At 53.9% G+C, this 23,533-nt stretch carries 21 protein-coding genes and 1 riboswitch; of the genes, 1 reads left to right on the forward strand and 20 read right to left on the reverse strand.

Going from position 1 to position 23,533, the window contains the following annotated elements; genetic code table 11:
• Window positions 1–110: 110 nt before the first annotated feature.
• Window positions 111–318: riboswitch (cobalamin riboswitch) on the reverse strand.
• A 200-nt stretch (window positions 319–518) separates the two neighbouring features.
• From ACT3R7_RS14445 to ACT3R7_RS14540, 20 genes are all read right to left on the reverse strand, one after another.
• Window positions 519–1,229, reverse strand: a complete 711-nt coding sequence (locus ACT3R7_RS14445; RefSeq protein ID WP_193092553.1) for a hypothetical protein — start codon at window positions 1,227–1,229, stop codon at window positions 519–521.
• A 301-nt stretch (window positions 1,230–1,530) separates the two neighbouring features.
• A complete protein-coding gene (locus tag ACT3R7_RS14450; protein WP_496199262.1) occupies window positions 1,531–2,847 on the reverse strand; it encodes a hypothetical protein in 1,317 nt (438 codons plus the stop codon).
• Window positions 2,848–2,956: 109 nt separating this feature from the next.
• Window positions 2,957–3,358 carry a hypothetical protein gene (locus ACT3R7_RS14455; RefSeq protein WP_192539082.1) on the reverse strand — a complete coding sequence of 134 codons (402 nt, stop codon included), beginning with the start codon at window positions 3,356–3,358 and terminating at the stop codon, window positions 2,957–2,959.
• Between the two features lie 75 nt (window positions 3,359–3,433).
• Window positions 3,434–4,195 carry a hypothetical protein gene (locus ACT3R7_RS14460; protein ID WP_226940248.1) on the reverse strand — a complete coding sequence of 254 codons (762 nt, stop codon included), beginning with the start codon at window positions 4,193–4,195 and terminating at the stop codon, window positions 3,434–3,436.
• On the reverse strand, window positions 4,183–4,554 hold the full coding sequence (locus ACT3R7_RS14465) for a hypothetical protein (protein ID WP_226940247.1): 372 nt from the start codon (window positions 4,552–4,554) through the stop codon (window positions 4,183–4,185). Before ACT3R7_RS14465 ends, ACT3R7_RS14460 begins: the two co-directional genes overlap by 13 nt.
• Window positions 4,555–4,596: 42 nt before the next feature.
• Window positions 4,597–5,712: a hypothetical protein gene (locus ACT3R7_RS14470; RefSeq protein WP_226940246.1), complete on the reverse strand. Its 1,116-nt coding sequence runs from the start codon at window positions 5,710–5,712 to the stop codon at window positions 4,597–4,599.
• Window positions 5,713–5,926: 214 nt separating this feature from the next.
• On the reverse strand, window positions 5,927–6,838 hold the full coding sequence (locus tag ACT3R7_RS14475) for a hypothetical protein (protein ID WP_496199263.1): 912 nt from the start codon (window positions 6,836–6,838) through the stop codon (window positions 5,927–5,929).
• A gap of 7 nt (window positions 6,839–6,845) precedes the next feature.
• Window positions 6,846–7,451, reverse strand: coding sequence for a hypothetical protein (locus ACT3R7_RS14480; RefSeq protein ID WP_193092480.1), 606 nt, complete (start codon window positions 7,449–7,451; stop codon window positions 6,846–6,848).
• A gap of 476 nt (window positions 7,452–7,927) precedes the next feature.
• Entirely contained in the window at window positions 7,928–8,662 is a 735-nt protein-coding gene (locus ACT3R7_RS14485; RefSeq protein ID WP_193092479.1) for a hypothetical protein, read from the reverse strand.
• A 138-nt stretch (window positions 8,663–8,800) separates the two neighbouring features.
• Window positions 8,801–9,532 carry a hypothetical protein gene (locus ACT3R7_RS14490; protein ID WP_193092478.1) on the reverse strand — a complete coding sequence of 244 codons (732 nt, stop codon included), beginning with the start codon at window positions 9,530–9,532 and terminating at the stop codon, window positions 8,801–8,803.
• 9 nt (window positions 9,533–9,541) lie between these two features.
• The gene (locus ACT3R7_RS14495; RefSeq protein WP_496199264.1) at window positions 9,542–12,943 is read right to left on the reverse strand and encodes a T6SS effector BTH_I2691 family protein; all 3,402 of its coding nucleotides are present in this window, start codon (window positions 12,941–12,943) and stop codon (window positions 9,542–9,544) included.
• Window positions 12,936–13,910: a DUF4123 domain-containing protein gene (locus ACT3R7_RS14500; RefSeq protein ID WP_193092477.1), complete on the reverse strand. Its 975-nt coding sequence runs from the start codon at window positions 13,908–13,910 to the stop codon at window positions 12,936–12,938. Before ACT3R7_RS14500 ends, ACT3R7_RS14495 begins: the two co-directional genes overlap by 8 nt.
• Entirely contained in the window at window positions 13,911–15,989 is a 2,079-nt protein-coding gene (locus ACT3R7_RS14505; RefSeq protein WP_496199265.1) for a type VI secretion system Vgr family protein, read from the reverse strand.
• A 161-nt stretch (window positions 15,990–16,150) separates the two neighbouring features.
• Entirely contained in the window at window positions 16,151–16,582 is a 432-nt protein-coding gene (locus ACT3R7_RS14510; RefSeq protein WP_193092476.1) for a bifunctional adenosylcobinamide kinase/adenosylcobinamide-phosphate guanylyltransferase, read from the reverse strand.
• On the reverse strand, window positions 16,534–17,187 hold the full coding sequence (locus ACT3R7_RS14515) for a histidine phosphatase family protein (RefSeq protein WP_193092475.1): 654 nt from the start codon (window positions 17,185–17,187) through the stop codon (window positions 16,534–16,536). Before ACT3R7_RS14515 ends, ACT3R7_RS14510 begins: the two co-directional genes overlap by 49 nt.
• A complete protein-coding gene (locus ACT3R7_RS14520) occupies window positions 17,124–17,894 on the reverse strand; it encodes an adenosylcobinamide-GDP ribazoletransferase (protein WP_193092483.1) in 771 nt (256 codons plus the stop codon). Before ACT3R7_RS14520 ends, ACT3R7_RS14515 begins: the two co-directional genes overlap by 64 nt.
• The gene (locus ACT3R7_RS14525) at window positions 17,891–18,427 is read right to left on the reverse strand and encodes a bifunctional adenosylcobinamide kinase/adenosylcobinamide-phosphate guanylyltransferase (protein ID WP_193092474.1); all 537 of its coding nucleotides are present in this window, start codon (window positions 18,425–18,427) and stop codon (window positions 17,891–17,893) included. Before ACT3R7_RS14525 ends, ACT3R7_RS14520 begins: the two co-directional genes overlap by 4 nt.
• Window positions 18,428–18,707: 280 nt before the next feature.
• Window positions 18,708–19,670, reverse strand: a complete 963-nt coding sequence (cbiB, locus tag ACT3R7_RS14530; RefSeq protein ID WP_193092482.1) for an adenosylcobinamide-phosphate synthase CbiB — start codon at window positions 19,668–19,670, stop codon at window positions 18,708–18,710.
• Between the two features lie 5 nt (window positions 19,671–19,675).
• A complete protein-coding gene (cobT, locus tag ACT3R7_RS14535; protein ID WP_193092473.1) occupies window positions 19,676–20,722 on the reverse strand; it encodes a nicotinate-nucleotide--dimethylbenzimidazole phosphoribosyltransferase in 1,047 nt (348 codons plus the stop codon).
• Between the two features lie 111 nt (window positions 20,723–20,833).
• Window positions 20,834–22,303 carry an efflux transporter outer membrane subunit gene (locus ACT3R7_RS14540; RefSeq protein ID WP_018917415.1) on the reverse strand — a complete coding sequence of 490 codons (1,470 nt, stop codon included), beginning with the start codon at window positions 22,301–22,303 and terminating at the stop codon, window positions 20,834–20,836.
• A 174-nt stretch (window positions 22,304–22,477) separates the two neighbouring features.
• Between ACT3R7_RS14540 and ACT3R7_RS14545 the strand changes: the two genes are divergently transcribed.
• The gene (locus ACT3R7_RS14545) at window positions 22,478–23,533 is read left to right on the forward strand and encodes an efflux RND transporter periplasmic adaptor subunit (RefSeq protein WP_193092472.1); all 1,056 of its coding nucleotides are present in this window, start codon (window positions 22,478–22,480) and stop codon (window positions 23,531–23,533) included.

Raw genomic sequence — 23,533 nt, forward strand, 5'->3', positions numbered from 1 at the left:
ACCCGCACAGCGTGGTTTTTATAATCGCCAAGCGCAGGCACCACAAGGGAATAGCAGGAAGTCACTAATCGCCTTGAGAGCGCCCACCGCGTCCTGGCATGTTCGGCTGATATAGCCCTCTCTCTCAGGCCGGTCTCCGGGCTGACAAGCGAAGCACACTGACGCTTCCAAGCACTCACCTTCCCATGCGTTTATATTGCACAGTGGTAACGAGGGCTCTTAACTTGATCACCGTTGCGGGGGCAGCGTTGGATTGGGCACCAACTTCCCGTTTCACCAGCGGCTTTGGCCGCCGACACCTGAAAGAGCGCGTAAACTAGCAAGTTGTCGTGACCCGGTCAATTTGACGGGTTCCTTACCGTACAAAACACAACATTTAAAAAACGATTGCCCTGACCGGTTGGTAGCAGATCATTTTTTCCAATCTAGCCGAAATCACTCAATACCAAGCGAAAATATAATCAATGGGTACAAATAAGGTATGCTCTGCATAGTTTAATGTTGCCCAACTGAAAATATTATTCGCCTACTTGAAACCACCAGGTTAAAAAAGCATCTTCCTCAACCAGGTCAGGCGTAGGCTGTGCTAAAAAACCGTAGCCTGCATCAATCTCTAAAGCGTTCGTTTCCAGTACTATATCTCTAATATTGCTGATACTTGAGCTTTCCTTAATACTAATCTGCTCCTCCTCTGAAGAAAATAACCCAACATGTAAACCTAACGCCGTGTACCAGAGACTGATCAATTCATGATCGTCCTGAGATTTAGCGGAAAAAATCACTTCTTTAACCATATCTACAGTATCTATCGTTTTGGGGGGCAACGCATCACTGCCTATAAGATCACCTTGTTCCACAAACTGCTGCCAAAGAGGTGAACTAGCATCAAAAAATAAATAAGGAGGCTTGATATAACCTGCCGTTGGATTGGACTGCTCGTGCCACTCTTCTTGTGGCTTTAAATTTATGAAAGAAAAATCACTGATTCCATTAAAAAACGTCTCGTGCTCCGCATAATCAGGATGCTGAGATATCTCAAACTGATACACAAACTTATGCTCCAGCAGAGTATCGATCACTCGAAAATGCGTGAAACTGGTATCCCATGACGCTTGAAATTGGTAAAGATTGTAAAACAGATCACGCAAATCCTCGCTGCTATGCTCGCCAGCTTGATCAAGACTCTGGACTGACATTTCCACTAGGTCTTCAAACTCATGCATCGACATGGCTTCTTCCTTATAGAGCGTTTGATAATACCAGCATGTTATCTTGCCTCTTTGGAATAGCCAATTGCACAACCAGGCTTCCAGAGGAAGGCTTTGCGAACATATATCTCTGAACGTGGCGTGGCCAAGTAATCGGTAAGATTTACTACTCAAGTACATTCATCAATACCACGCTACCGCAGACGCTAAGCGATTACCCCGTGGCTTACTTTCTCACTGCATCTAGTCATGTTGAATTTTCTAAATGTCTGCCTAGCTCGCCATGCACCTATCATGCGAAGTCGCATAGAACGCCCCACTCCTATTTAAATGGAAACGAAGGGTAAGGGGTTTGCCTGAACTTAATAGAATTAATGCCGAAACGTTTTTCGACATCGCCCATTTCAACAAACTTTTCACCGCGCTGGTAAGCCGCACGGAGTGCTCCGCTCAGTTCAGCAAGTGCTGGCGAGGGCTTGGCCCATTGGGATTCGGGTAAAGGCTTCGACCACTCGGCAAGCCAGTCGCGGGGCACAGCTTTGGGTAGGATATGCTTCATGCGGTATTCGGTGTACCAGTGAGCAAAGCGGGCGTGTTCCCAGAGCCGCTTACGCCGAAAGCGCCTCCACCTGGCTGGGTCGTTCGTACGCTCGCATTCAGCTTTTTCACGGGCCACATAGGCATTGTACCACTCGACGCCCCACTCTTTGGCGGAAGGGGTAATGGCCTCTTCCCCCTCTTCCATAAAGCGACGAATATACTCCCACTGGGCCAACGCTCCGGGCAGGCCACCCACGCTGACGATGATACCCGCCCCTGGCAGTGTATAGCCTGGGCGCTCCGGATCCGGCGGCAGCAGCGCAAAGTTCCAGCCAAAGCCGGTGATCGCCCCTGGACCCAGGTTAGGATTGAAGCCACACACCGCGACCACATCTTCCCAGGGCACCAACACCGTGCGCCGCTCGCGTTTGAATAGCCGACAGAGGGCGTCATAAATAGCAGGATAAACAAAGAAAAAGGCCATGGCGCCGATATGCAGTAGCGTTAAACCCACAGGGAAACTCTCCCGGGCACCGCGCAGCCATTCGCCAATTTCAATGACCCCCATTCCTCCTGGTGCCGCTGCAGCTACACCCGCCGCAGACGTTAACCACAGATTTTGAGGCGCGGGAAGCCAGAAGCGACTTGGGGGTTCTACTACAAAAGCAACTTCACGGCGCTGGCGGTTTAGGCGAATAGGAGGGATGCGTTTGAGTAATGTATTGATCCAAATAATGCCTAAAATAAATACAAATAAAAAACCGAAATACAGCCCCCCGCCCCAGAATGCTAATACCTGGCTGTAAGCCGTGTTTTTTATCATTGCCATACAAAACACCACTAAAAAAAAGCCGTTCATAAACACAGTCCCGACGCTTAACATATGTCCTGCCGTCATCATGCTGTCGGGGCTAGCGCCCTGGCGAATATCCATTGTGACACCATCGTGGTGTACATCGATATGCGCTACATCGGCCAAGCCTTCGCTGTCCGTAGGCAGTGGCAGGGGGCTTAAACAGTATTGCTCGCCCCCTGCGCGGCTTTCCCGTTCACCCGCACGCATGGGGGGCAGCGCTTTGTTGGGGCTGGTTTTAAACATTCGATTTACATTTAATCACTTTAGGAGCAATACCTTTTCTGGAGCCATGCTGCCATTCATTACTGAGGTTACGTTATCCCCATTGTTGATTGCATCGTTGGCATGTCTGTTATGAGGCTTGATTCAAGCCAATCGTCAGGTCAGGTTGGTTATCAAACAACATTTTCAACAGAGAGAAAATAACCAGTCCGACCGGCATATAAAGCATAAAACCGAGCCCGCCGAAATAAAGGGATACGATAAGCCCTCCTATAGCGTAGGGCACCATAAAGACGAACATTGCTTTACCGAATCGCTCTTTCTTCTTCATTAAAGCTGCCAGAAGGCCCTCTTCTTCTGCTCCAATCAGCAGCTCGCTTCCACAGTTTGGGCAAGTGGTCGTTTTGGATTCTAAAAGATTAGTGATCCATTGCGATTCTTCACTGAAGCAAGAAGCACATGAGGGGCACTTAAAATCAATATTTTCGATTAAGACTTTTTCCTGTTGATCACTTACTACTTTTTCGCTCACTTCTTTACTCTCCAATACTGGTGTATCGATATAGCGTTATGGAACGCGCTGACTGTAGTGTTAGCTACCATTGCCTCATGTTATGAGCGACGTTTCGTTTGCATAAACCTCGGCAAAGATAGCGGTAATAGGCCGATTCGGCTGCCGGTCATGGCGCTGTTTAACTTCTTTTGATAGCCGCATCAGCTCTTCACTGGGCTTGGCCCACTGCTCTTCAGGCAGAGGTTGTGACCACTCATCAAGGCTCTCTGGTAGTGTCTTCTGCCCTGCCTTCTGGATGGTGCGGATTTCCCATTCCGCCAGATGAAAAGGTATCGTCCATAGGTCGATAATGTGCCACAGGTACCACATGGTGACCGTGAACAGCCCGATGTCGCCCTCGCGGTAGCGGCGGTGCAACCGGCGCCGGGCATTGTGGAAGGTGTGCACGCCCTCGTAGGGCGGATCACCGGGGCGATGCAAGCCATGAGGATCCTGAATCTCTTCGCGCGTATTGACCTCGTACTCCATATAAGCCCGCACCGCTTCCCAAAGCCCCAACGCCAAGGGCATACCGGGCTGTGATAATTCCAGAAAGTGCTGCTGCCCGGTTTCAGGCTCGATAAAGCCTATCCCCAAGCCATACTGACGCTGCACACCGTATTGCGTCATACCCTGCGCTTGAGTCACCCAAGCCGCCACGTTTTCCCAGGGCACGATGATGGGCGGCTTGCCGTCACCCGGCGCAAAGGCGACCTCACGGCGCTGGCGGTGAAAACGAGTAGGGACAGCCTCACGGAACTTGAAGTGGTAGTGGGCTTTGATTACCAAAGCTAATGCAAGGATTATCCCCCCCATAGCCCTATTCCAATAGTAATGTCGAAGAATGCCATGAACTCACTGGCCAAAGAGATATCTTCATTAGAAGTCAGCCAACCGAGCACCAATGGAGTAAGCACAACAACCCAAAGTGAGCTTATAAAGGGTATGCCCAACGTAAACTGCCAAGTAAATGGCGTAGGAAGGCTTCCTCCGAAATCCAAATAGGCATCGTTTACTTCCCCAATCGCCTGGTTGAAATCTAAGGGCGCCGACCCTGTTGGTAAGGGAGCAGGCGACAGGTAAATAATCTTGCCACCTGGAAATGACACAACATCTCCAGCCCGGTGGGACTGAAGAATATCCGGACGCGGCGTTGGGTGTTGTTTGGCCGACATAGGGGTGCCTTACATGAAAAATATATACTTGGGTAGCCGTCGTCAGGCCTCTATACCTTGATGACGATATGCCTCCGCGAAAACCTCTTCGATGGGACGCTGTGGGTCGGCGTTACGAATCCGCCTGGCTTCTTCAGAGAGCCTTACCAACTCGGCGCTTGGCTTGGCCCACTGTTCTTCGGGCAATGGTTTCGACCACTCCACCATCTCAGCAGGCAGTGTCTTTTTACCAGAGCGTCTAAGTAGCCACGTCTCGAGCTCGGCCAGATACCCCGGAAGCGTCCAGAAGGTGAGCAGGTGATAGAGATACCAACCCAGCGTGTAGAACCAGCCAACCTCCCCGTTGCGACGGCGTCGATGCAGACGGCGGCGGGCATTACGGATGGTATGCGCCCCCTCCCAAGGCGGATCACCTTCTTCTCGAATGGCAAGGGGGCTCTGGACCTCATCCAAGGAGTTGATTTCATACTCCATATAACCGCGAAGCGCTTCCCACTCGGCCAGAGCCAACGGCAAAGCAGGGGTCATAAATTCGGTTTTTACCCATTTATCAGTACCCGGCAGCACATAGCCGATCCCCATGCCGTATTGCTGTTGCACGCCATACTGGGTAGCGCCACGGGTCTCGAAAACCCATACCCGGAGTGATTCCCAAGGTACAAACACAGGTGCTTCGTAGCCATTACCGTTTTTACTTTCCGGAACAAAGCACACTTCGCGACGTTGACGGTGGAAACGCGTCGGGATAACTTTTTTGCGTTTCGAGTACACTGAAAGTACTCCCCATAGGCCAAAAAACAGCACAACAGCCGCTATATAAAGGCCATTTATAATAAATCCATCAGCGAGAGCATTGAACTGTCTTTGTGACATAAACGGAGAAAGCAATAGCGGCGCCACAACAGCAATCAGAAGAAATCCTTTAAACGCCCCCCCCAAAATTAGTTGATTACCAAATACGCCAGGCCATCCTGCACCATAGTCCAGCCAAGTGTCGTTTAGTTCGCTGACCGCTCCTTCGTTTAGTGCCGCCTCCCCCGTGGGAAGAGGGTGAGGCGCCAGAAATACGATTTGCCCAGCTGGCAGACGCTCTACATCTCCTGCTTGCTGCGGTTTAGTTGGGTCTAGCCCCGTGAGGTCCTTATATTTTTTGGCCATAAAATCAGGTTTCTAACCCCTGCCGCCGGTAAGCCTCAGCAAATACTTCTTCGATGGGCCGCTGAAGGTCGCGCTCACGAATCCGGTACACCTCTTCAGATAGACGTACCAGTTCCTCACTCGGCTTGGCCCACTGCTCTTTGGGAAGAGACTTCGACCACTCTTCTACTTCGGCTAACTTCCGCAGTGGCCGCTTCTGCTGAATGATTCGATGCTATCGCTCGCCCAGATAGCCCGGTAGCGTCCATAGTGTCAGTGCATGAATAAAGTACCAACCAATCGCATAGAGATAGCGCCAGAGCGAGGGCTGTTCACGCAAGCTTTGATGGAGTTTACGGCGAGCATTGCGGATGGTGTGCACGCCCTGATGGGGTGGGTCGCCGGGTGCACGCAAGCCGAAGGGATCTTGCACTTCATCAAGGCTGTGCAACTCATGCTCCATATAAGCGCGCAGCACTTCCCACTCTCCCAGAGATAGTGCCATTCCAGCAGTCCGACCTTCTGTCTTGAGCCACTTACCTGTTTTGGGATGTGCGTAGCCGATTCCCAGACCATACTGCCGAGTGGTGCCGTATTGAGTCGCCCCGTGCCCTTCGACCGCCCAGGCCATCAGCGACTCCCAAGGGAGGATGACTGGCGCATCTACCTCATTCCCCACGCGTCGTTCCTTAATGATAAAGCACACTTCACGGCGCTGGCGATGGAAGCGGATGGGGGCTTCTTTCAAACGCTCCCGATATGCTCCTCGAATAGACCATAATGAGATTAAGAAAATTCCTCCCCCCCCAAAAATAGCGCTACTAATTAAAAGACGATAGAACTCCCAATCTAGAATAGAGATCAATACTAATGGGACTAATACAAGGCAGAAAAAAATAATAAATAAAGGGCCTAATAATGCCAACTGGTAACCAAGAACATTAGGTGGTCCAGCCCCATAATCGAGCCAGGTATCGTTTAGCTCACCGATGACATGACTAAAATCTACTGGTGCCATACCAGTAGGTAGTGGCAACGGTGCCAGATACGTTACCTTGTTAGTGCCCATGCGCTCAGTATCGCCAGCCCTGTGGGGCTGGCCCGGTGCTGGCTCTGGAAACGCTTCGTTAAGTGTCTTTTTTACCATTGGATACTCAGTCCGTGCGCGTGGCTGGGGCTACGATGGTTCGGCCGTCGATATCATGCCAATCGCCATTAGTAGAGTTAGGTGTGAGCTCAGCGTCAGGCATATGGCGGTGTTTGCCACCAGTATCCCGCCCATGGCGCGGATTAATCAGAATGTACTGCTCCTCTCTGCGACGCTCACCCTCTTCATTGGGCCGCGAATAACGCACTCCCACTACATAACGCACCTTGCCAGGCTCTTCAGGGAATGTTTCGCTCCTCACTAGCAAACCAGCATGTTGTGATAGGGCGGTAGTGGTTACCATACTATTGGTCCATGTCTCAGTAATCTCTTCCCAGTGAGACGATGACCAGCGTCCCCGCGGGCCTGCTGGAGTCAATCTCCACACTTTTAGCGCAAGATGTAGCGGTGGCTCTCCGCCCAAAGACTCAAGCATGGCTGGCGATACATTGGGCATATGTACAGCAATACGATAACTGGTCGGATTACGGACGCCCTCGGTCAATTCGTCAAACCAGTCTGGCATGAAGGTGTTACCGTAATGTGCCTCGATAATGGCATGCGTAGGTTGCAAAGCGGGCAGGCGCGCGGATACCCCGAGTTTCCTCACCATTGGGTTCGATCTCTTTTTTGCCTGCGGCAGCGTCAGGCTTGTAAAAGGTAAAACGTAAGCGGTCTTCGCCTGGTGAGAGCAGCGTTTCGGGTCACTGAATCGGTTCAAGGATACACTCCTACCACAGCCAGTCGGCCACGGCAGTGATCACTGCACGCCTGCGGCTACTTGGGATCTCTACCCGGTCGAATGGCAGCGAAGCTTACGTCTAACTGTGCTGTTGTGAACACCCATATTTCAGCCGATCTGACGCTGATTGATACCCCATTCAACGCGGCCATGGACCAGGTATCGTTGAGCCTCGTTTATCGGTAGCTCATTGCCTGCGTCACTTGGGACGGTAAAACCATAAGAGTGCCAATGCTGGCCCTGCTGCTAACACATTGTCCAAAATGCTGCAGCGACTCCATAAAGTAGTTTTCAAAAACGATACGCCGATAGGGTAGGTTCGTGTTGCATCAGCAACCAAATCAGCATCACCACAGATGAAACTTCTCTTCTACCACCTCAACATCTGGCAATCTTTCTTTAAAGAATCTAAACACTTCTTGACGTTCGCCCTCTTTACAATAAATTGCATTCATTCCATTAGGAATAATTGTTTTTTTTTCAGGGTGGTACCAAGGGGTGTTCAAACCTATAATATTTCTACCAGGATAAAGATAGATTTTGTCAGTGTCTTGCCAATAAAATGAATGATGCTTACTACTATCCTGCTTTGTCTGTTGAGATCCCGCTTTTAAGGCCATTAGCCCCATTCCCAAGGGGCCAATACCCGCTACTATCAAGGCTGGCTCAAACAATGCCAGCACACCTACTACAGGTAGCAAAATAATGGCGGACCACTTCAGGAATGCCTTGCCCGATACCTCCCGCGGCTCCCACGAATGCACCTCCACTAACGTTTCAGTAAAACGATAGACAAAGATGGTAGTATTATGAGTAATAAATAGGGAAAGTGATATTGTAAACAAAAAAAACACTGCTCCTACCAATAGCGGGAGTAAAAGTCCTTCACTACCAATAGAACCAATATTGAAACCAAAAAAACCCGTTCCAAGACTAACCAGCACCATTGGAATTAAAATAAAATTCATGCCAGAAGTGTTATAATTACGGGCTTTAATCTGCCAACTCATTACGGCATTTTCATTCGTATACCTCCAGGGCATTTCGGCAATGAAGTCCTGCTTGGGCTGAATAAACCACATATCAGTATCCTTACTCTTCTTGGTCTATAGGAGCAGTGAGTTCAAAAACGGGTAGGCGCACCAACCCCATAGCTCTCCTTACTATTAAGTTCTCCCATACACACAAAACCAAACAAATACATTTTGAAATACAGTACATTATAGTATATCTACTTTCCCTTCTTCATATTCCGCATCAGGTAGATGACTTTTAAAAAACTGTATACGCTCTTCCAATTCTTCTGGTAGACAGTAAATCAGATGCGTTCGCGGACGATAGCTTGAGTTCCTTTTAAAGGGTTTCCATTGATAGGTCAGCGAAATAATACTTCTTTTCCGCCATACCTTTATTTGTTCTGTCTTAGCCCAGTTAATCTCTTCATACCGGCTGCCTCGCGCCATTTCTTGATATCCTTTTGATGAACCCATCATCCATGCTGCTAGGCCCATTGCTAACGGGCCAAAACTGGCAATCAGTAAAGAAGGCTCCATAAGGATAAGCACTCCCACAATTGGCATTAGAATAATGGCTGACCACTTTAGAAATGGTTTTACGGTATCCATTTTCGGCTTCCAGGAGCACACTTCAGCATTTTTTTCTGTAAATCGATAGACAAGGATTGCAGTTTGATGCGTCATACTCATATTAATTAACATTAAAAAAATAAACATCCCTCCCCCAATTAGAAAATTAGATAGCAAACTTACCCCAACAAAAGAAGATAAATATGCTGCCACTGCACATACAATAGTAAGCACATAAAATAAAGCATTAGCTAAAAAAACATTATAGTTACGTGCTCGAATTTGCCAGTTAATAACTGCTGATTCATGCACATGCTTCCAAGGCATCTGAGAAAAATAGTCCTGTTTGGGTTGAATAAACCACATAATGCATCCTTACTCTTCAGTAGTTATGGGAACCGTGTGCGTAAAACGGGTAGGCGCAGTTATTCCAAGGTTTTTATCATCATTAGGTTCGATTTCTTTTTTGCCAGAGGTGACATCGACTTTATAAAAGGTATAATTTGAGCGGCCTTCGTTTGCCGATAGCAAAGTTTCGGCATAACTCACCGTAAGGATAAAGGGAGCATTTTCTGCTTGTTCGCTAGCAGGTATCCAGGCCTGCCAAACACGCACATGATTTGAGTCATAGTCAGCGTCTGCAGGTAGTGCAGAGCCACGCTCGCCTTGCTGAGAAGGGCTTTTCTCATAGCTGCCGGTGGGTGCCCAGAATCCACCTCGAACATTTTCAGACAGTTTAATTGTTTCTCCCGCTAGCATAGTGGGAAAAGCAATTTGCACCCAGCAGCCTTGATAACTTCTAGCAATACCACCCACCCCGTAATAGCTCATGTTGGATGAGTCAAATGCCACATCAGTTACACTGGTCAACTTCACGGAAGGTTGAAGCAGAATTTCCATTAACGCCTTCCACTCGTTTTTATTGCCCTCGTCACTGTCTTCCCACTCTAGGTCGCCCAGACCCCAAGTACTAATATATAGCCACTTCCTTATCCCTTCACGTTTATAGCGTGCAGCAAAATTCGAAGCGACCAATTGAATAACCCCGGCGACAAAGAGAGCAATAGCGACCTGAGGCCCTAGTATCCAGGCAAATGCAAACCAGCGGCCCAGAACAGCGCCACCGAACTGAATAACAGCCATACTGGTAATAGCTACTCCTGCTAGCGTTTTGGCTCCAAGAGCCAAGTACTCTTGACTACTCGTCGCTTTACCCAAGTCACGATAGCTTTGCTGTGCATCCAACCCAGCAGCAATCGCTCCAATAGCCGATAACCCCGCCATTCGAGTCGCTAACTTGGCGGCGATACGTGATGCCGCATTTCTACCATTGCTGTTCCATTCTCTTATAGAGGCATCCGTAAGTCGGGTCATATTGCCATTAAAGCGGAAAGATCTTTTCGCTGCGCGATCCCAAAACGGCATCACCCATAGGCTCATAACAGCTACCGTAGCCGCCCCGGTGGTCGCCGCCAGTTTACGCATATCCTCTTCATCTACGCCCTCTTTTTGGGCGGTACGCGCGGCGTCTATAAAGTTGTAAAGATTCAACCCTGCGATTAACAATGCCAAGCCACCACCCAACTGTTCAACGCGATTTGCCAAGTGTCGGCGAGCGGCACTGGCCCCGTCCATCAATTTTAGTTGATGCTGATAACGAAGCTCGTGATAACCCGCACTAGTAAGGTTATTGGCCCGCGTTTGATTGCCTGACGCGCTCTGATCCAGCGAACCGTCGGAGGCGGTAACACGCTTGGGCTCATCAAAGGCATGCTCGTAACGCTGTTCTTCAAGCCGCTCCAATGTTCTGGTGCTGGCCGCGCGCTTTTGAGCGCTATCCGCGTTTTTGCTGCGCCGTTTTTCGTCGTGAATGTCTCCCGTGATTTTCCATGCCTGTTCCCGCCACGCCCGATGCCTAGCCTCATACTCAGGGTCGAGGACGATTTCTGTAGAGATCACGTCGGGGTGTACCAACGCCACCATCGAGGGATGCATCAGTGACTTTACCGCTTTCTGCAATGAGACTTGGCCTTTAGCGCTCAAGGAGGGCAAAACCTGATAACCAATCGTTCCCCATATACGTGCGTTCGAGCGACTGACATCCGCTCGCAGCGTTTCAAACGCTTCTTTTACAGGCGGCGCTAACGCCTTATATATTGGGTGATTCTGCACCACATCCAGTTTGAGCACGCCGATACCCGCGCTGACCTGCGACACTGCGCTGGTCGCCGTTACACCGCTATCCGCTGGCTTCCCATCTTCGGTACCTTCATCGATGAAGTGTTGCACGATGGTTTCTAACGCGGTCGTCAACGCAGGGTCGAAGTTACTCATCGCAAAACCAATCAGCGATTCGCGTGCTTGATAGGTGTCATCCAGCCATGCGCGTCCTGTTTGTGTCGCGCCGAGCGCTTCCATTGCCATACAGCCGCATTCATGAATGGCCCGATTCTGTTCAGCATCAACAGTATCGAAGCAGAGTTCCTGAGCAGATAGCGGCAAGCGTTCCAGCCAAATGATCAGGTCGGCCAGACTGTTTTCGATATGATCCTGTAGTCGCTCAAGTAGGGGCACCTTTTCGGCCAGGAAGGCGATTGCCTCGTCCAGCCTAACGTCCAGACGGGTAAGCTCTTTGCCATGCCACTCTTCGTATAGGGGGCTATTGCGATCAGGTGGGTTCGACATGCCTAGCTCAATGAGCTCTTCACGGAACTGACTGGCACTCTGATCCCTATAGAGCAACGTATTGTCCGATCCATTAGTGACGTTTTTCAAGGCATCGAGCAACTCACCAGTCTTGACGGTTATCTCGCGATAGCGCTCAGGGTCTTGTCGAATATCATCACTGATCAAGTCATCAATATCGATCAGGCACAGCGCTTTGATGACTTGCGCGGTCTCGAGCTTATGTCCGTATTCATCTAGAAAAGCTTCTAGTTCGATTTCACGTCCAACCAGGGCCATGGCCAGGTCGTTGACGATGCCCAAATCGTCATCCAAGGCTACAAAGATCGCTTCATCGTGATTATCGATATTGGCAAGAACGCTGGCCTGGGTTATCTCCGGCTTGACTTCAAGCAGTCGATAAATGCTTTCCTCATCAGCCTCGGCGTTACTCTCCCCCCCTGTCTCTTCATGATTTTCATCACCGCTATTGTCGCCATTTTCCGTTGCCGCCTGCCTTTCCACCGTTGAGACCGTGGTACTGGTAAACCCATCCACCGCGCCATCGGGGGTAATATCCGCCACATGCTCGCCAAGCTGCGCGATCGGGCCGGCATGGGCGGAGAATGATGCGCTGGTGGTTGTATTAACCGCCGCGCTTAAATTGACGGAGCGCATGATACGTTGACGAACATCCGCGTTCTCCAGCACATATTCGTTAATGCGCTCGGTCCATTTCACGGAAGAGTACGCCATGGCGATGGAGATACCGGTGGAGTAGGTGAGATGGGGATCACCATTGAATGTGGCACCCTCTATAAGGTACTCATCAATACGCGTCTCCCCTTCCTCGCTTACCCAGACGTACAGCCAGCCATCCCGCAACTGCCGTAGCGTGTAATCACGGGTGTCGATCTCGGGATAACCCGGGCCCTGCCACTCTTCCGCAATCGGATGCGGCGCGGGCGCCCCTGCCTCGGTGGGGGCCTCATCAATGGCATAACGTACGGGAAAAATATCGATGTCGAGTAACAGCGGGCAGACACCGCCTCCCATGGGCGTTTCATCAAAGGCGGCATCGCGCGATTGCGCCTGAGCATCCGTGTTAGCCATGGGCGGCCTCATTATTGATAGGTGGTGTTTGGGTCGCGACGGTGTGATGGGAAGTAGAGGGAACACTATCCGCGGCGGGCGTGCGGCTCCAACGATCCATGGCATACAGCTGCTCTTGCGCCGAGAGATGGGCGCCGTCAGCGGCGTGTTCTCGCCAGCGATGGTAAAGCCCATCACTGGCGATACTAAAGTCATTCCCCCAGTGCAAGCTGAGGTCCACCCAGATAGCCAGCTGGCGGTGCGTATTGGCGCCCCAGGCCTTGGCCTGTGCCAATTGTGCATCCAGCCACTGCCCCCGGTACTGAGCAGGCAGGGCGTGCCAGGCGGTACGTGCATGTTCATTAAAGTAGTCGGTCAGGCGCTCTTTCAGCTGCCAGTGAGCGACTGCCTCCAATGCGTCGTATTGCGCGTGTGCCATGGGTAGAAAATCGGGCGCCTGGGCGCTGTTGGAGACTACACGGGCATTTCCCGAAGACGAATCGTCGCTCCGTTGAAACGCCTGCCATGAGAACGTTCGTTGCTCGCGCCAGTTGGGGGACCAGTGGGCGACCCACCAGGTAGTGATAGGCCCCATCAGGGAAGGGAGCAGCGCCCCGGCGTAACTTTCCAACCATAAGCGCGTGACCAGCGGATCAGCAAAACGCAGCAGTTGCTCCTGGCCAGCCGCGCCTTTGAAGGTAATAAATCGGCGAAAATGGCGGCTAAGCTGCCCTGTATCCGCTTGGCTATTGATAAACGAGAGAGCCCGATACAGCGTGTTGTCTTGACTATCATTGGCTTCACTGAGCAAACCTTGTCGCTTGAGTTTGACCACAATGGGGCCATGCTCGGCCAGATCGCTCCAGCGGGTAGCGAGGTAAAGCGGCTCGATCTCTTCGACATCGTCACGGCGATACAAGCGTTTCAGGGCATCGGGATACCGCACGCCATCGATCAGTGCGTGCGTCGCGGTAGAGAAAGTCCGCATTTAGCGTTCCCCTTGTTGATCGCTGGGCGCTTCACAAATATCGCAGTAGGCGGGGGCTTTCAGCAGTGACTTGAGCTGCGCGGCATGGTGAATCGGCGTCAACACCGGCGAATGCCCAATCGCCTCAACCCGATCATGATCCTTACCCTCCAACACCGGCGGACGTTTAGGAGGCTGCGCCGCTTGCCCCGTCCCATTCCCCGGACTACCCCCCGCGTTGATCTTGACCTGAGGCCCCACGATGGTGACCCCGCTGGCGTCGAGTTTCATGAAGGTGCCGCCGACGTTCAGGGTGATCTCGGCACCGGCGTCGATGACCACTTTCATACCCGCCTTGTGGTGCACCTCCTGCCCGGCTTCGACCAGATGGGCCTGGCCGAGTTTCTGGTGCTGGGTGGTGTCGACGATGTGGTGGTCATTGTTTTTGATATGCGTATGGCGCTTGCCGTGCATCGTTTCATGATCGTCGTTGTCGATCTCGCTGATACGGTCGTTGTGCACCTTGAGGTGGCTGTCGCGCTTAATCTCTTCAGTGCGATCATTCAGCGTCAAAAGCTCCAGGTCTTTCTGGGCGTGTAGCCAGATCTGCTCCTCACCCGCTTCATCTTCAAAGCGCAGTTCGTTGAAGCCTTCGGCCTTGTGGCTTTGGGTACGCAATACCGTGCGGGTCTTGTGTTCCGGTAGCGCATAGGGCGGCTGGTTGACGGCGTGATAGGTACGCCCGGTCACCAGCGGCTGGTCCGGGTCAGCTTCTAAAAATGAAACGATCACCTCGTGGCCGATGCGCGGAATGGCCATGGCCCCGTAGCCACCGCCCGCCCAGTCCTGGGCTACCCGCACCCAGCAGCTGGCGGTTTCATTAGGTTCGGCGTAGCGGTCCCAGGGGAACTGGACCTTGACCCGGCCGTGTTCGTCGCAGTGAATCTCTTCACCTTCCGGCCCCACCACGAAGGCGACCTGAGGGCCATCCACGCGCGGTTTGGGGTTGGGCGTCGCTCGCCAGGGTGTGTCGCCAGGAATGAGCGTGACCTGATTGAAATATCGCGTCATGCCGTTAGCGTCGAAATGGCCGACGCTGTCCTCTTCAAGTGCCTGGGGCTGTTCGCCGTGGTGGAGGATCTCGATGGGCTGCCAGTCGCGGTTGAGGCTTTCGGTATCGTGGTCGGCCAGCGTGAAGCGCAGCCCCGGCGCGAGTTCCGGCAGGTCGCTTTCTGCCTGGGCAGTGAGCGCTTCACGGCGCAGATGTTCTACACGTATGCGCGTAAACGGCTTACCAGAGGCGTCTTCTTTATAGCGGCCAGGGTAATCGAAATGTTCGTAGTCGCTGCGCTGGCCGTGCTGTTCAACGTCGCGGCCCACGTGTTCGTGCAACTGGGCATAAGCCGGGTTCTTGAAGGTGTAATCTTTCAACGTGGCGGAAGCCGCCGCTACGCGAGCGGTCTGGCGAAGCTTTCGCACATGGCGAATCGGCGCGGTGCCTCCGGCGCGGCTGTGGTAGGTACGCTGCCCTACGTGGCCAAGCAGGCGCGGGTCGTCGGCAAATACCAGCCGATGGGCGCCTTCTTCAAAAGTATGGTAGTAAAACAGCCCTTCTTCCGCCGCCAGGCGCTCGATAAAGGCGAGGTCTGTTTCGCGATACTGTACGCAGTACTCTCGCTCTAACGGTTCGCGGATCACGTTAAAAACCACGTCATTAATGCCCCGTTCACTACACAGGGTATTGATGATGGAGAGTGGGTCCACTTTTTGAAAAATACGCGAGTTCTGGCGTAGCGAAAGGCGCCATAGCGAAGGGCTAAGCCTGACAGAGTAGAATGTGCGCCGGTGACCACGGTCGGCTAGAATAAACTCACTGATCATGCCGTTTACGTAGCGTAGCGGCTTGCTATCTTGCCAGATAGTGAGTGTGGCGGGTTGGTCAAGTAATTCGGTTGCGCTTAAGCGGCTATCGCGACTGGCAAAATTTAGCCCCAGCTCAAACGGTTGAGAAAGCGCTTCTCGGTAGGCAAAATCGATGACAGCGGCATCATCAACGCCGGGTAGCTTTAAGGTGAATTGTAGGCCAGTGCCGTCTGCCATCGTGCCGCTCCTTGGACCGAGACTCAAAAATGAGAAACAATCAGGGTAACGGCATTAGTCTAAAGGGCAACCCATTCACGACACGAAGCGCCAATGTCTTACAAGCAAGTAAGATATTTCTTACAAAAAACTAAAAGATTTGAATTTATAAATACATAGCATTACTTATTTAACGCCTGCACCAACCCATGGCGCACATACCAAACGTGTTCGGCACGCTCAGCGGCGTCCTGGCAAAACCAGCCGTTCAAATCGCGTAAGCGGCGCTGCTGGCGCTCCATGGGCACTATGCCGCGCCCGACCTCTTTAACGATCATCACCAGGGTAACGTGGTTCGCTTGCGCGGACTGCTGAAGCTCGTTTAGATCATCGCACCACTGCGCGCGCCAATCGTCGCTACCTACATCCGATTCAATGGTCGCCGTTAACCAACCCAGTACGCCGTGCACTACCAGCGGCGTGCCGGGTAGCATTATGCCTACACATTCGCGTAACCGCTGGCCGGGTGACAGCCGCCACCATACGGCACTTGGAAAGCGCTTTTTTACAACACTTCGCTTACCGGAACAGGCACCACCGATGAACACTTGCATAGCCACTCTCCTTGCCCATTAACGTCCGGTTGATACGTCAATTCCCAGCGTCGTCCCTGGGCTTGAAGTACGGTACCCTCCCAAAAATCGATGGTTTCAAAACGTCGGCGTAGCTCTCGAATAACCCCACCGTGGGTCACGGCGAGAACTTTTCGATACCCATGTGCCAGGGCATCCGCTGCCACATCGGCAAGCCATAGGTCCAGACGTTCACGTAACTGGGCCGCTGACTCCCCGCCGGGGATCTGCAGCTCGCCTACGCTATCGATCCAGGCGCGATAATGCGGCAGGTCTTTTAACTCGTCGTATACTTTGCCTTCATACTCGCCAAAGTGCAGCTCACGCAGACGGGGTTCCAGGCTTAGCGGTACGCCCGGTTTGGCCGCTTGCACCCACTCAAGGGTTTGCTGGCAGCGACGAAGATCGCTTGAGTAGATCGCGTCAAACTGCTCATCGGCCAACCCTGCACGTAGTGCTAAAAGCCCTTCTTCGGCTTCGGGAAAGAGCAGCGGGATATCACGCTGCCCCTGATAGCGGCGCTCTACATTCCAGGCGGTGATGCCATGGCGAACCACCACCAGCTCCACATTAATCCCATCAGCCATAGTTCCACTCCTTCAATCGTAGCGCCCACCATATCACCGTTAATACCCTGAAACAGTTTTACCAGCGCCCACCGGCAGCCGCCCACTAGTACGCCAGTGGCGATCAGCATTGCAATGATGCCTGGGTAAAAAAGCGCCAGTGCCAGCAAAGGCACTAGCGAAAGCCATACGTCATGCACGCCAAGCGATTGCTTCCAGGCCCAAGCCAGCCCTTTTGACTGCGCACAGGGCGTTAATATCAACAGCGCTGCGCCGCCCCAACGGCCCAGGGCAGGTAAAACGATCAGCCACCACAGCGGCGCGTTATAGCTCAGTAGCGCCCACAGCAACACGCCCTTCCAGGCTAACAAGAAAAGCAGCGCTAATATGCCGAAGCTGCCAATCTGAGGGTCTTTCATGATTTCCCAGCGGCGCGCCAGCGGCTGGTTGCTGCCCAGCGCGTCGGCTAAATCCATTACTCCGTCAAGGTGTAAGCCACCACTTAAGCCTACCCACAGGCTGAGTAGCGCAAGCGCCGTAATCGGCGTGGGTGCGTTGTGCATTAATAGCGCCAGCAGCGCCAATAGGCAGCCCAGAAAAAGTCCAACAAGGGGATAGGCACGGATGGCCCAACGGCGGGTTTCAGAGTTCCACGGGCAGGCAATGGGTAGCGGCAACCGGGTTAAAAACTGAAGCGCCAGAACGCACCCGTAAAGCGCACTCTTCAGCATGCGGTTGCCTTGGGCTTCCATTCGATGACACGGCCTGCGACTACTTCAAGCACTGAGTCAGCCTCAGCGGCAAGCCAACAATGCAGCGACTGCAAAAAGGCCACATAGCGCCAGGTTTCCGGGTCACGAGCGGGTAAGTCTTCGTTAATGTCATTGGACACCAGCACCAGCTGTAATCCACGAGCCCGCGCATCACGTATGCTTTTTGCTAAAAGCATCTTGCCTTGGGATTCGGTTAGCTCACTGGCGTACAGAACCTGGCTTGCCCAGAGCGTCAAGCAGTCCAGCAATACGGCGGCACCGTCAGGTACCTGCGCAATTGCCTGGTCAATGGCCAGCGGTGCCTCAAGCGTGATCCAGCGGGCATCCCGAGCGCATTGATGGCGTGCTGCACGGGCGGCCATTTCAGCGTCATAAATCTCGGCGGTGGCTATGTAGTAGCAGCTACCCCCGCTGGCAGCCTGTTTTACGTGCAGCTCGGCCACCTCGCTTTTTCCGGAGCGTGCACCGCCACTAACAAACACAATCATTCAGCACCGTTAATAGTCAATGGATTAAACCTGTATCACACAGCGCAATACGCACCCGGCCACTGCTTAAACCGGAAACACGATGGGGATGGCGAATAAGCATGCCGTTGCGCAACCGCCGTTCAAAAATACGTTACTGGCAAGCCCACGCTTTCGCAAAGCATTATTAGGCTCTGCTCGAAAAAAGTGCACTATAACGCGTCGCCAACAGGTATGAAGAGATTTCGCCGCCTCCCTGCGCTTGTGATACGCGGCGGTTTATCACTCACACACATAATATTCACACTGCATGCATCAGCAATATCCATATCCACATCAGCCCCAGGAACAGCAGCCAAGCCATATGCATTAGCGCAATGGTGATATTAATATGCGTTACGTTAAGCGGCTCTAAAGGTTCGCCGAGCGGCGCGCGGCGCGAGACAATTCCCTGATAGGTGTTAATACCGCCCAGCTGCACGCCCAGTAGCCGAGCCACCATGGCTTCCGGCCAACCGGCATTGGGGCTTGGATGGCGCGGCGCTTCATGGCAGGTAGCACGCAGCGCGCCCCGCCAATGCAGCGGCTTGGTTGTTACCGCAGTCAATACAACGCCACCCAGCCAAAGGCAACCCGCCGTTAACCGGGCGGGCAGCCAGTTGGCGATATCGTCTAGCTTGGCCGACGCAAAGCCGAAGTTTTCATAGCGCTCGTTACGATACCCGACCATTGAGTCAAGCGTATTGATCGCCTTATAAGCCAGCGCTAAAGGCGCGCCACCCAGCATGGCAAAAAGCAGCGGTGCGGTGATGCCATCCACCGTGTTTTCTGCCACGGTTTCCACCGTACCGCGGGTAATTTCCGCTTCATCAAGCTTTGCCGTATCGCGCCCCACTATCATGGAAAGCGCCTGGCGTGCGCCTGGCAAATCACCTCGCATAAGCGGTGCTGCCACGGCACGCCCCGCATCCGCCAACCCTTTAATGGCAAGGGTAGTGGTCAGCAGCCAAAGCTCTGCGGCCAACCCAAGCCAGGGATGAATGGCCGTCAACAGCGCAAGCACCACCCAGCTTATTCCCCATACGCTTATCACTACCGTCGCGGTGAGTAGAAAGCCCCGCCGCTTTCGCTGGGTGGGCGTGCCCTGGTTCCAGCGCTTTTCCAAAAAGCTGATCATGCGGCCGATGACAACGACGGGATGCGGTAAAGAGCGTGGATCGCCTATGAGTAAATCCAAGCCAATGGCGAGCGTGATAAGCAGCATAAGGGTCACGGCGCTTTGTCCGCGACACCTGCCGAGGTGAACGTCGCCATCTCAGCCATCATGGCGGTGGCGGCCTGAAGCAACGGGAATGCCAGCGCGGCGCCACTGCCCTCGCCCAGGCGCATGCCCAAAGCAAGCAGCGGGGTTGCTTCAAGCGCATCTAGCACCACGCCGTGCCCAGGCTCTTCAGAGCGGTGGCCAAAAATGAGATAACCGCGCACGGCAGGGCAAATTCGACAGGCAGCAAGTGCCGCGACGCTCGCAATAAAGCCATCCACAATCGCGGGCAGTCGGTAAGCGGCTGCGGCTAGATAAGCGCCGGTCATCGCGGCAATTTCAAGCCCGCCCAACGCGGTCAATACGCTTAACGGCTCATCAGTTTGGTATACGCGCGCTGCTAATGCGCGCTGAATGACATCGACTTTATGCGTTTGCTGCTGGCTATCCAGCCCCGTGCCCGCACCCACTACCTGCGCGACCGGCGTGCCGGTGAAGGCCGCCAGCATGGCGCTGCTGGCAGTGGTATTGGCAATGCCCATTTCGCCTACAATCACACTGCGACAGCCGGCTTTTTGCGCACGCGTTACGGCATTAATGCCCACCTCAATCGCAGCCTCGGCTTGCTCGGGAAGCATGGCGTTTTCGATCGCGATATTTCCCGAGGCGCGGCGTATCTTATCAACGACCACACCAGGGGCCTCAACATCGCTGACCACCCCCACATCCACCACTTCCAAGTGCGCATTGATCTGGCAAGCAAACACATTGATGGCTGCCCCACCATTGGCAAAGTTAGCTACCATTTGCGCCGTAACGGCTTGAGGAAATGCCGAGACGCCTTCAGCGGCGACTCCATGGTCAGCGGCAAATACAATCACGGCGGGTGGTGTTATAGAAGGCGCAAGCTCACCGCTGATTTCGCTAAGTTGAATAGCCAATTGCTCCAGCATCCCCAAGCTTCCCGGTGGTTTGGTAAGCGTGTCCAGATAAGCCCGCGCCCTGTCGCCAGCAGCGCAATCAGCAGGTTGTATCTGGGCAATAAGGGAATGCATGGCAGGCTCCAGGGCAGGATAAAGGTCAACCGCGACGAAAGGCGCAAATAGTATCAAAACTTGCGCCTTGGCGGGTGGCTCTTTCACTGAGGCAAGCCATGCGAGGGGCGGTTAGATCGTCTCTTCCCCGGCGGTTGAGGTGCTTTCCTTCCAGCCCCCACCCAGCGCCTTGAACAGCGTGGCCACGGCGGTCAGGCGCTCGCTTTGCACCTCGGCGCGGTCAAGCTTGGCTGAGAGCAGCGAGCGTTCGGCATCCAGACGTTCGAGCATGCTTGTCTGGCCCTGGTCATGCATCAGCACCGCCAGATCGCGGGCGCGCGAGACCGCGGCAAGCTGCGCGTCCACCGCATCGACACGCTGATCGGTCAGCTCGAAGTTATTCAACGCATCGCGCACTTCGTTAAAAGCGGTGAGTACGGTCAGCCGGTACTGGGCATCGGCTTGCTCCACTTGGGATCGCGCAATCTCCACATTGGCGCGGCTGCGGCCGAAATCCAGAAGCGGGCCGACGATCGATGCCCCCAGGCCCCAGGCGCGGGCGTTGTCGGTGAACAGGTCGCTGGTATCGGCGGCCACGCTGGCAATGGAGGCGTTGAGGTTGATCGAGGGAAGCCGGGCGGCTTCAGCCACGCCCACCCCGGCATTGGCAGCGATCAGCGTGGCTTCGGCGGAGCGAATGTCCGGACGGCGCTGAATAAGTTCCGAGGGCAGAAGGCGCGGTAGCCGCTGGGGTTCGGCAATTTCCACCAGATGCGTATCGCCGTAATCGAGCTCGCTCATCAGTTCACGTGGGGTGAGCCCCACCAGAATCGCCAGCGCCCCTTTCAGGGTTTCCACCTGCTGTTTCACTTGGGGAAGCTCGGTACGCACGCCTCGCCACTCGGCCTCGGCCTGACGAAAAGCAAGCTCGCTGATATCGCCCACGTCATAACGCAGCTTCTGCAGGCGGTAGGTTTCTTCGTAGGTGGCTTCGGTCTGCTCCAGAATATCCTGCTGGTACTGGGCGCTCTTGAGATCAAAATAGGTGGTGACCACATCGGCAATCACCCCGATTTCGGCGGCGTCCCGGGCAAACAGACTTTCGCTGAACGTGGCCAGCGCCGCTTCGCGCTGACGGGCAAGCCGCCCCCATAGGTCAAACTCGTACTCAAGGCTTCCTGCCAGAGAAAACTGGTTACTGGTCGAGGTAATCAGATCCTGCACCGGCTCGATGTCGATCGGAATGGAGGCACCGGGCGTGCGCTCGCGGTTGGCCTCCAGCTGATACCCAACGCTTGGAAACAGTTCGGCATCGGCAAAGCCGAGCTGGGCGCGCGCCTCCTGAATTCGCGCCAGCTGAACGGCAAGCTCCAGATTATCCTGGGTGGCGCGCTCCACAAGCGCGGTGAGCGCCGGGTCATCGAATTGGCGCCACCAGTTGCGCCAATCCATGCGCTCGGTTTGGCTAAGCTCGATATGCTCAGGCCAAGTTTCAGGTAGCTCGAGTTCTGGCGCCTGGTAGTCCGGTCCCACCGCACAACCACTGAGAAGTAGCGCCAGCGCGATGCCCGTCCAACGGCTTCTTGTGCATCCCTTCTTCATTAATTCTCCTTGCTTTTTATTGGCTTACCTGTGCGCCTTTATTGATTTCGCTTAAGTGTTACTCTCAATTAAAAATTTAAACGACTGTTCGCCTTTTTTCAGCCAACAACTATAGTAGGTGGCTGACGTAATAACACCATTGGGACATGTTAACCGCTTGCAGGGAGGCAGCGCATGAAGCCGGTTTTTTTAGGGATCTTTTTACTTATTGCACCGTTGATAATGGCCGGCTGCGGTGACGACGAAGAGCAGCAAGAGCGCCCCGCACAGGTAGTCAAGCTAGTAGAGGCAAGCCAGCAAGCGGTTTACCCCGGACGCCGTTTCGTGGGCCGGGTCGATGCACGAAGCACGGTGAACTACGCCTTTCAGGTCGGCGGGCGGATCACCGAATTTCCCGCCGTACAGGGGGCGGTAATACCCCAGGGTGAGCTGATCGCCCAATTGGACCAGACCGACTACGCACTACAGGTGCGCGCCGCTGAAGCCGAGTATGAGCAGGCCCGGCGCAACCTGAACCGCCAGCGCAACCTACGCGCTCAGGGGGCGGTTTCCCAGTCTGCACTCGATGCCGCCATTGCCGAGGCCGAGCGCGCCGAAACCCAGCTCGACAGCGCTCGTCAGGAACTCGCCTACACCACGCTTCACGCCCCGTTTGATGCGCTGATCGCCCGGCGTCTGGTCGAGAAATACACCACTGTTCCACCCAATACCGAAGTCGTGCGCATTCAGGATGTTTCAGAACTGCGCATTCGTTTCAATGTGCCCCAGGCATTGATGCAGCACCTGGAGAACGGCCGACACTTCAGCGCCGAGGCGGAGATTGCCACCCTCCCGGGCCAACGCATTCCGCTTGAGTACCGCGAGCACGTCACCGAGCCCGATGACGTTGCCCAGACGTTCGAGGTCGAGTTCGCCCCGGCGGGCAATGGCATTATCGCCCTGCCCGGCACTACCGCCACGGTCTACATCCAACCGGAAGCACAGATCGATAGCCCCTTGATCACCCTGCCCAGCAGCGCCCTGGATAACGACGCAGACGGCGAGTTTCGGGTATGGGTGTTTGATCCAGACGAAGGCACGGTGGCCCCGCAGCGCGTCAGCGTGGGCGAGATGGTCGACGACCAGGTAATGATTACCGCAGGCCTTGAGGCTGGCTCAAGAGTGGTGGCCACCGGCGTTCATCTGCTGCGCGATGGCATGCAGGTCAAACCGCTCGACGCCGCGCTTTAA

The sequence above is a fragment of the Halomonas sp. AOP43-A1-21 genome (assembly GCF_052376775.1).
Classification (GTDB): Bacteria; Pseudomonadota; Gammaproteobacteria; order Pseudomonadales; family Halomonadaceae; genus Vreelandella; species Vreelandella colorata.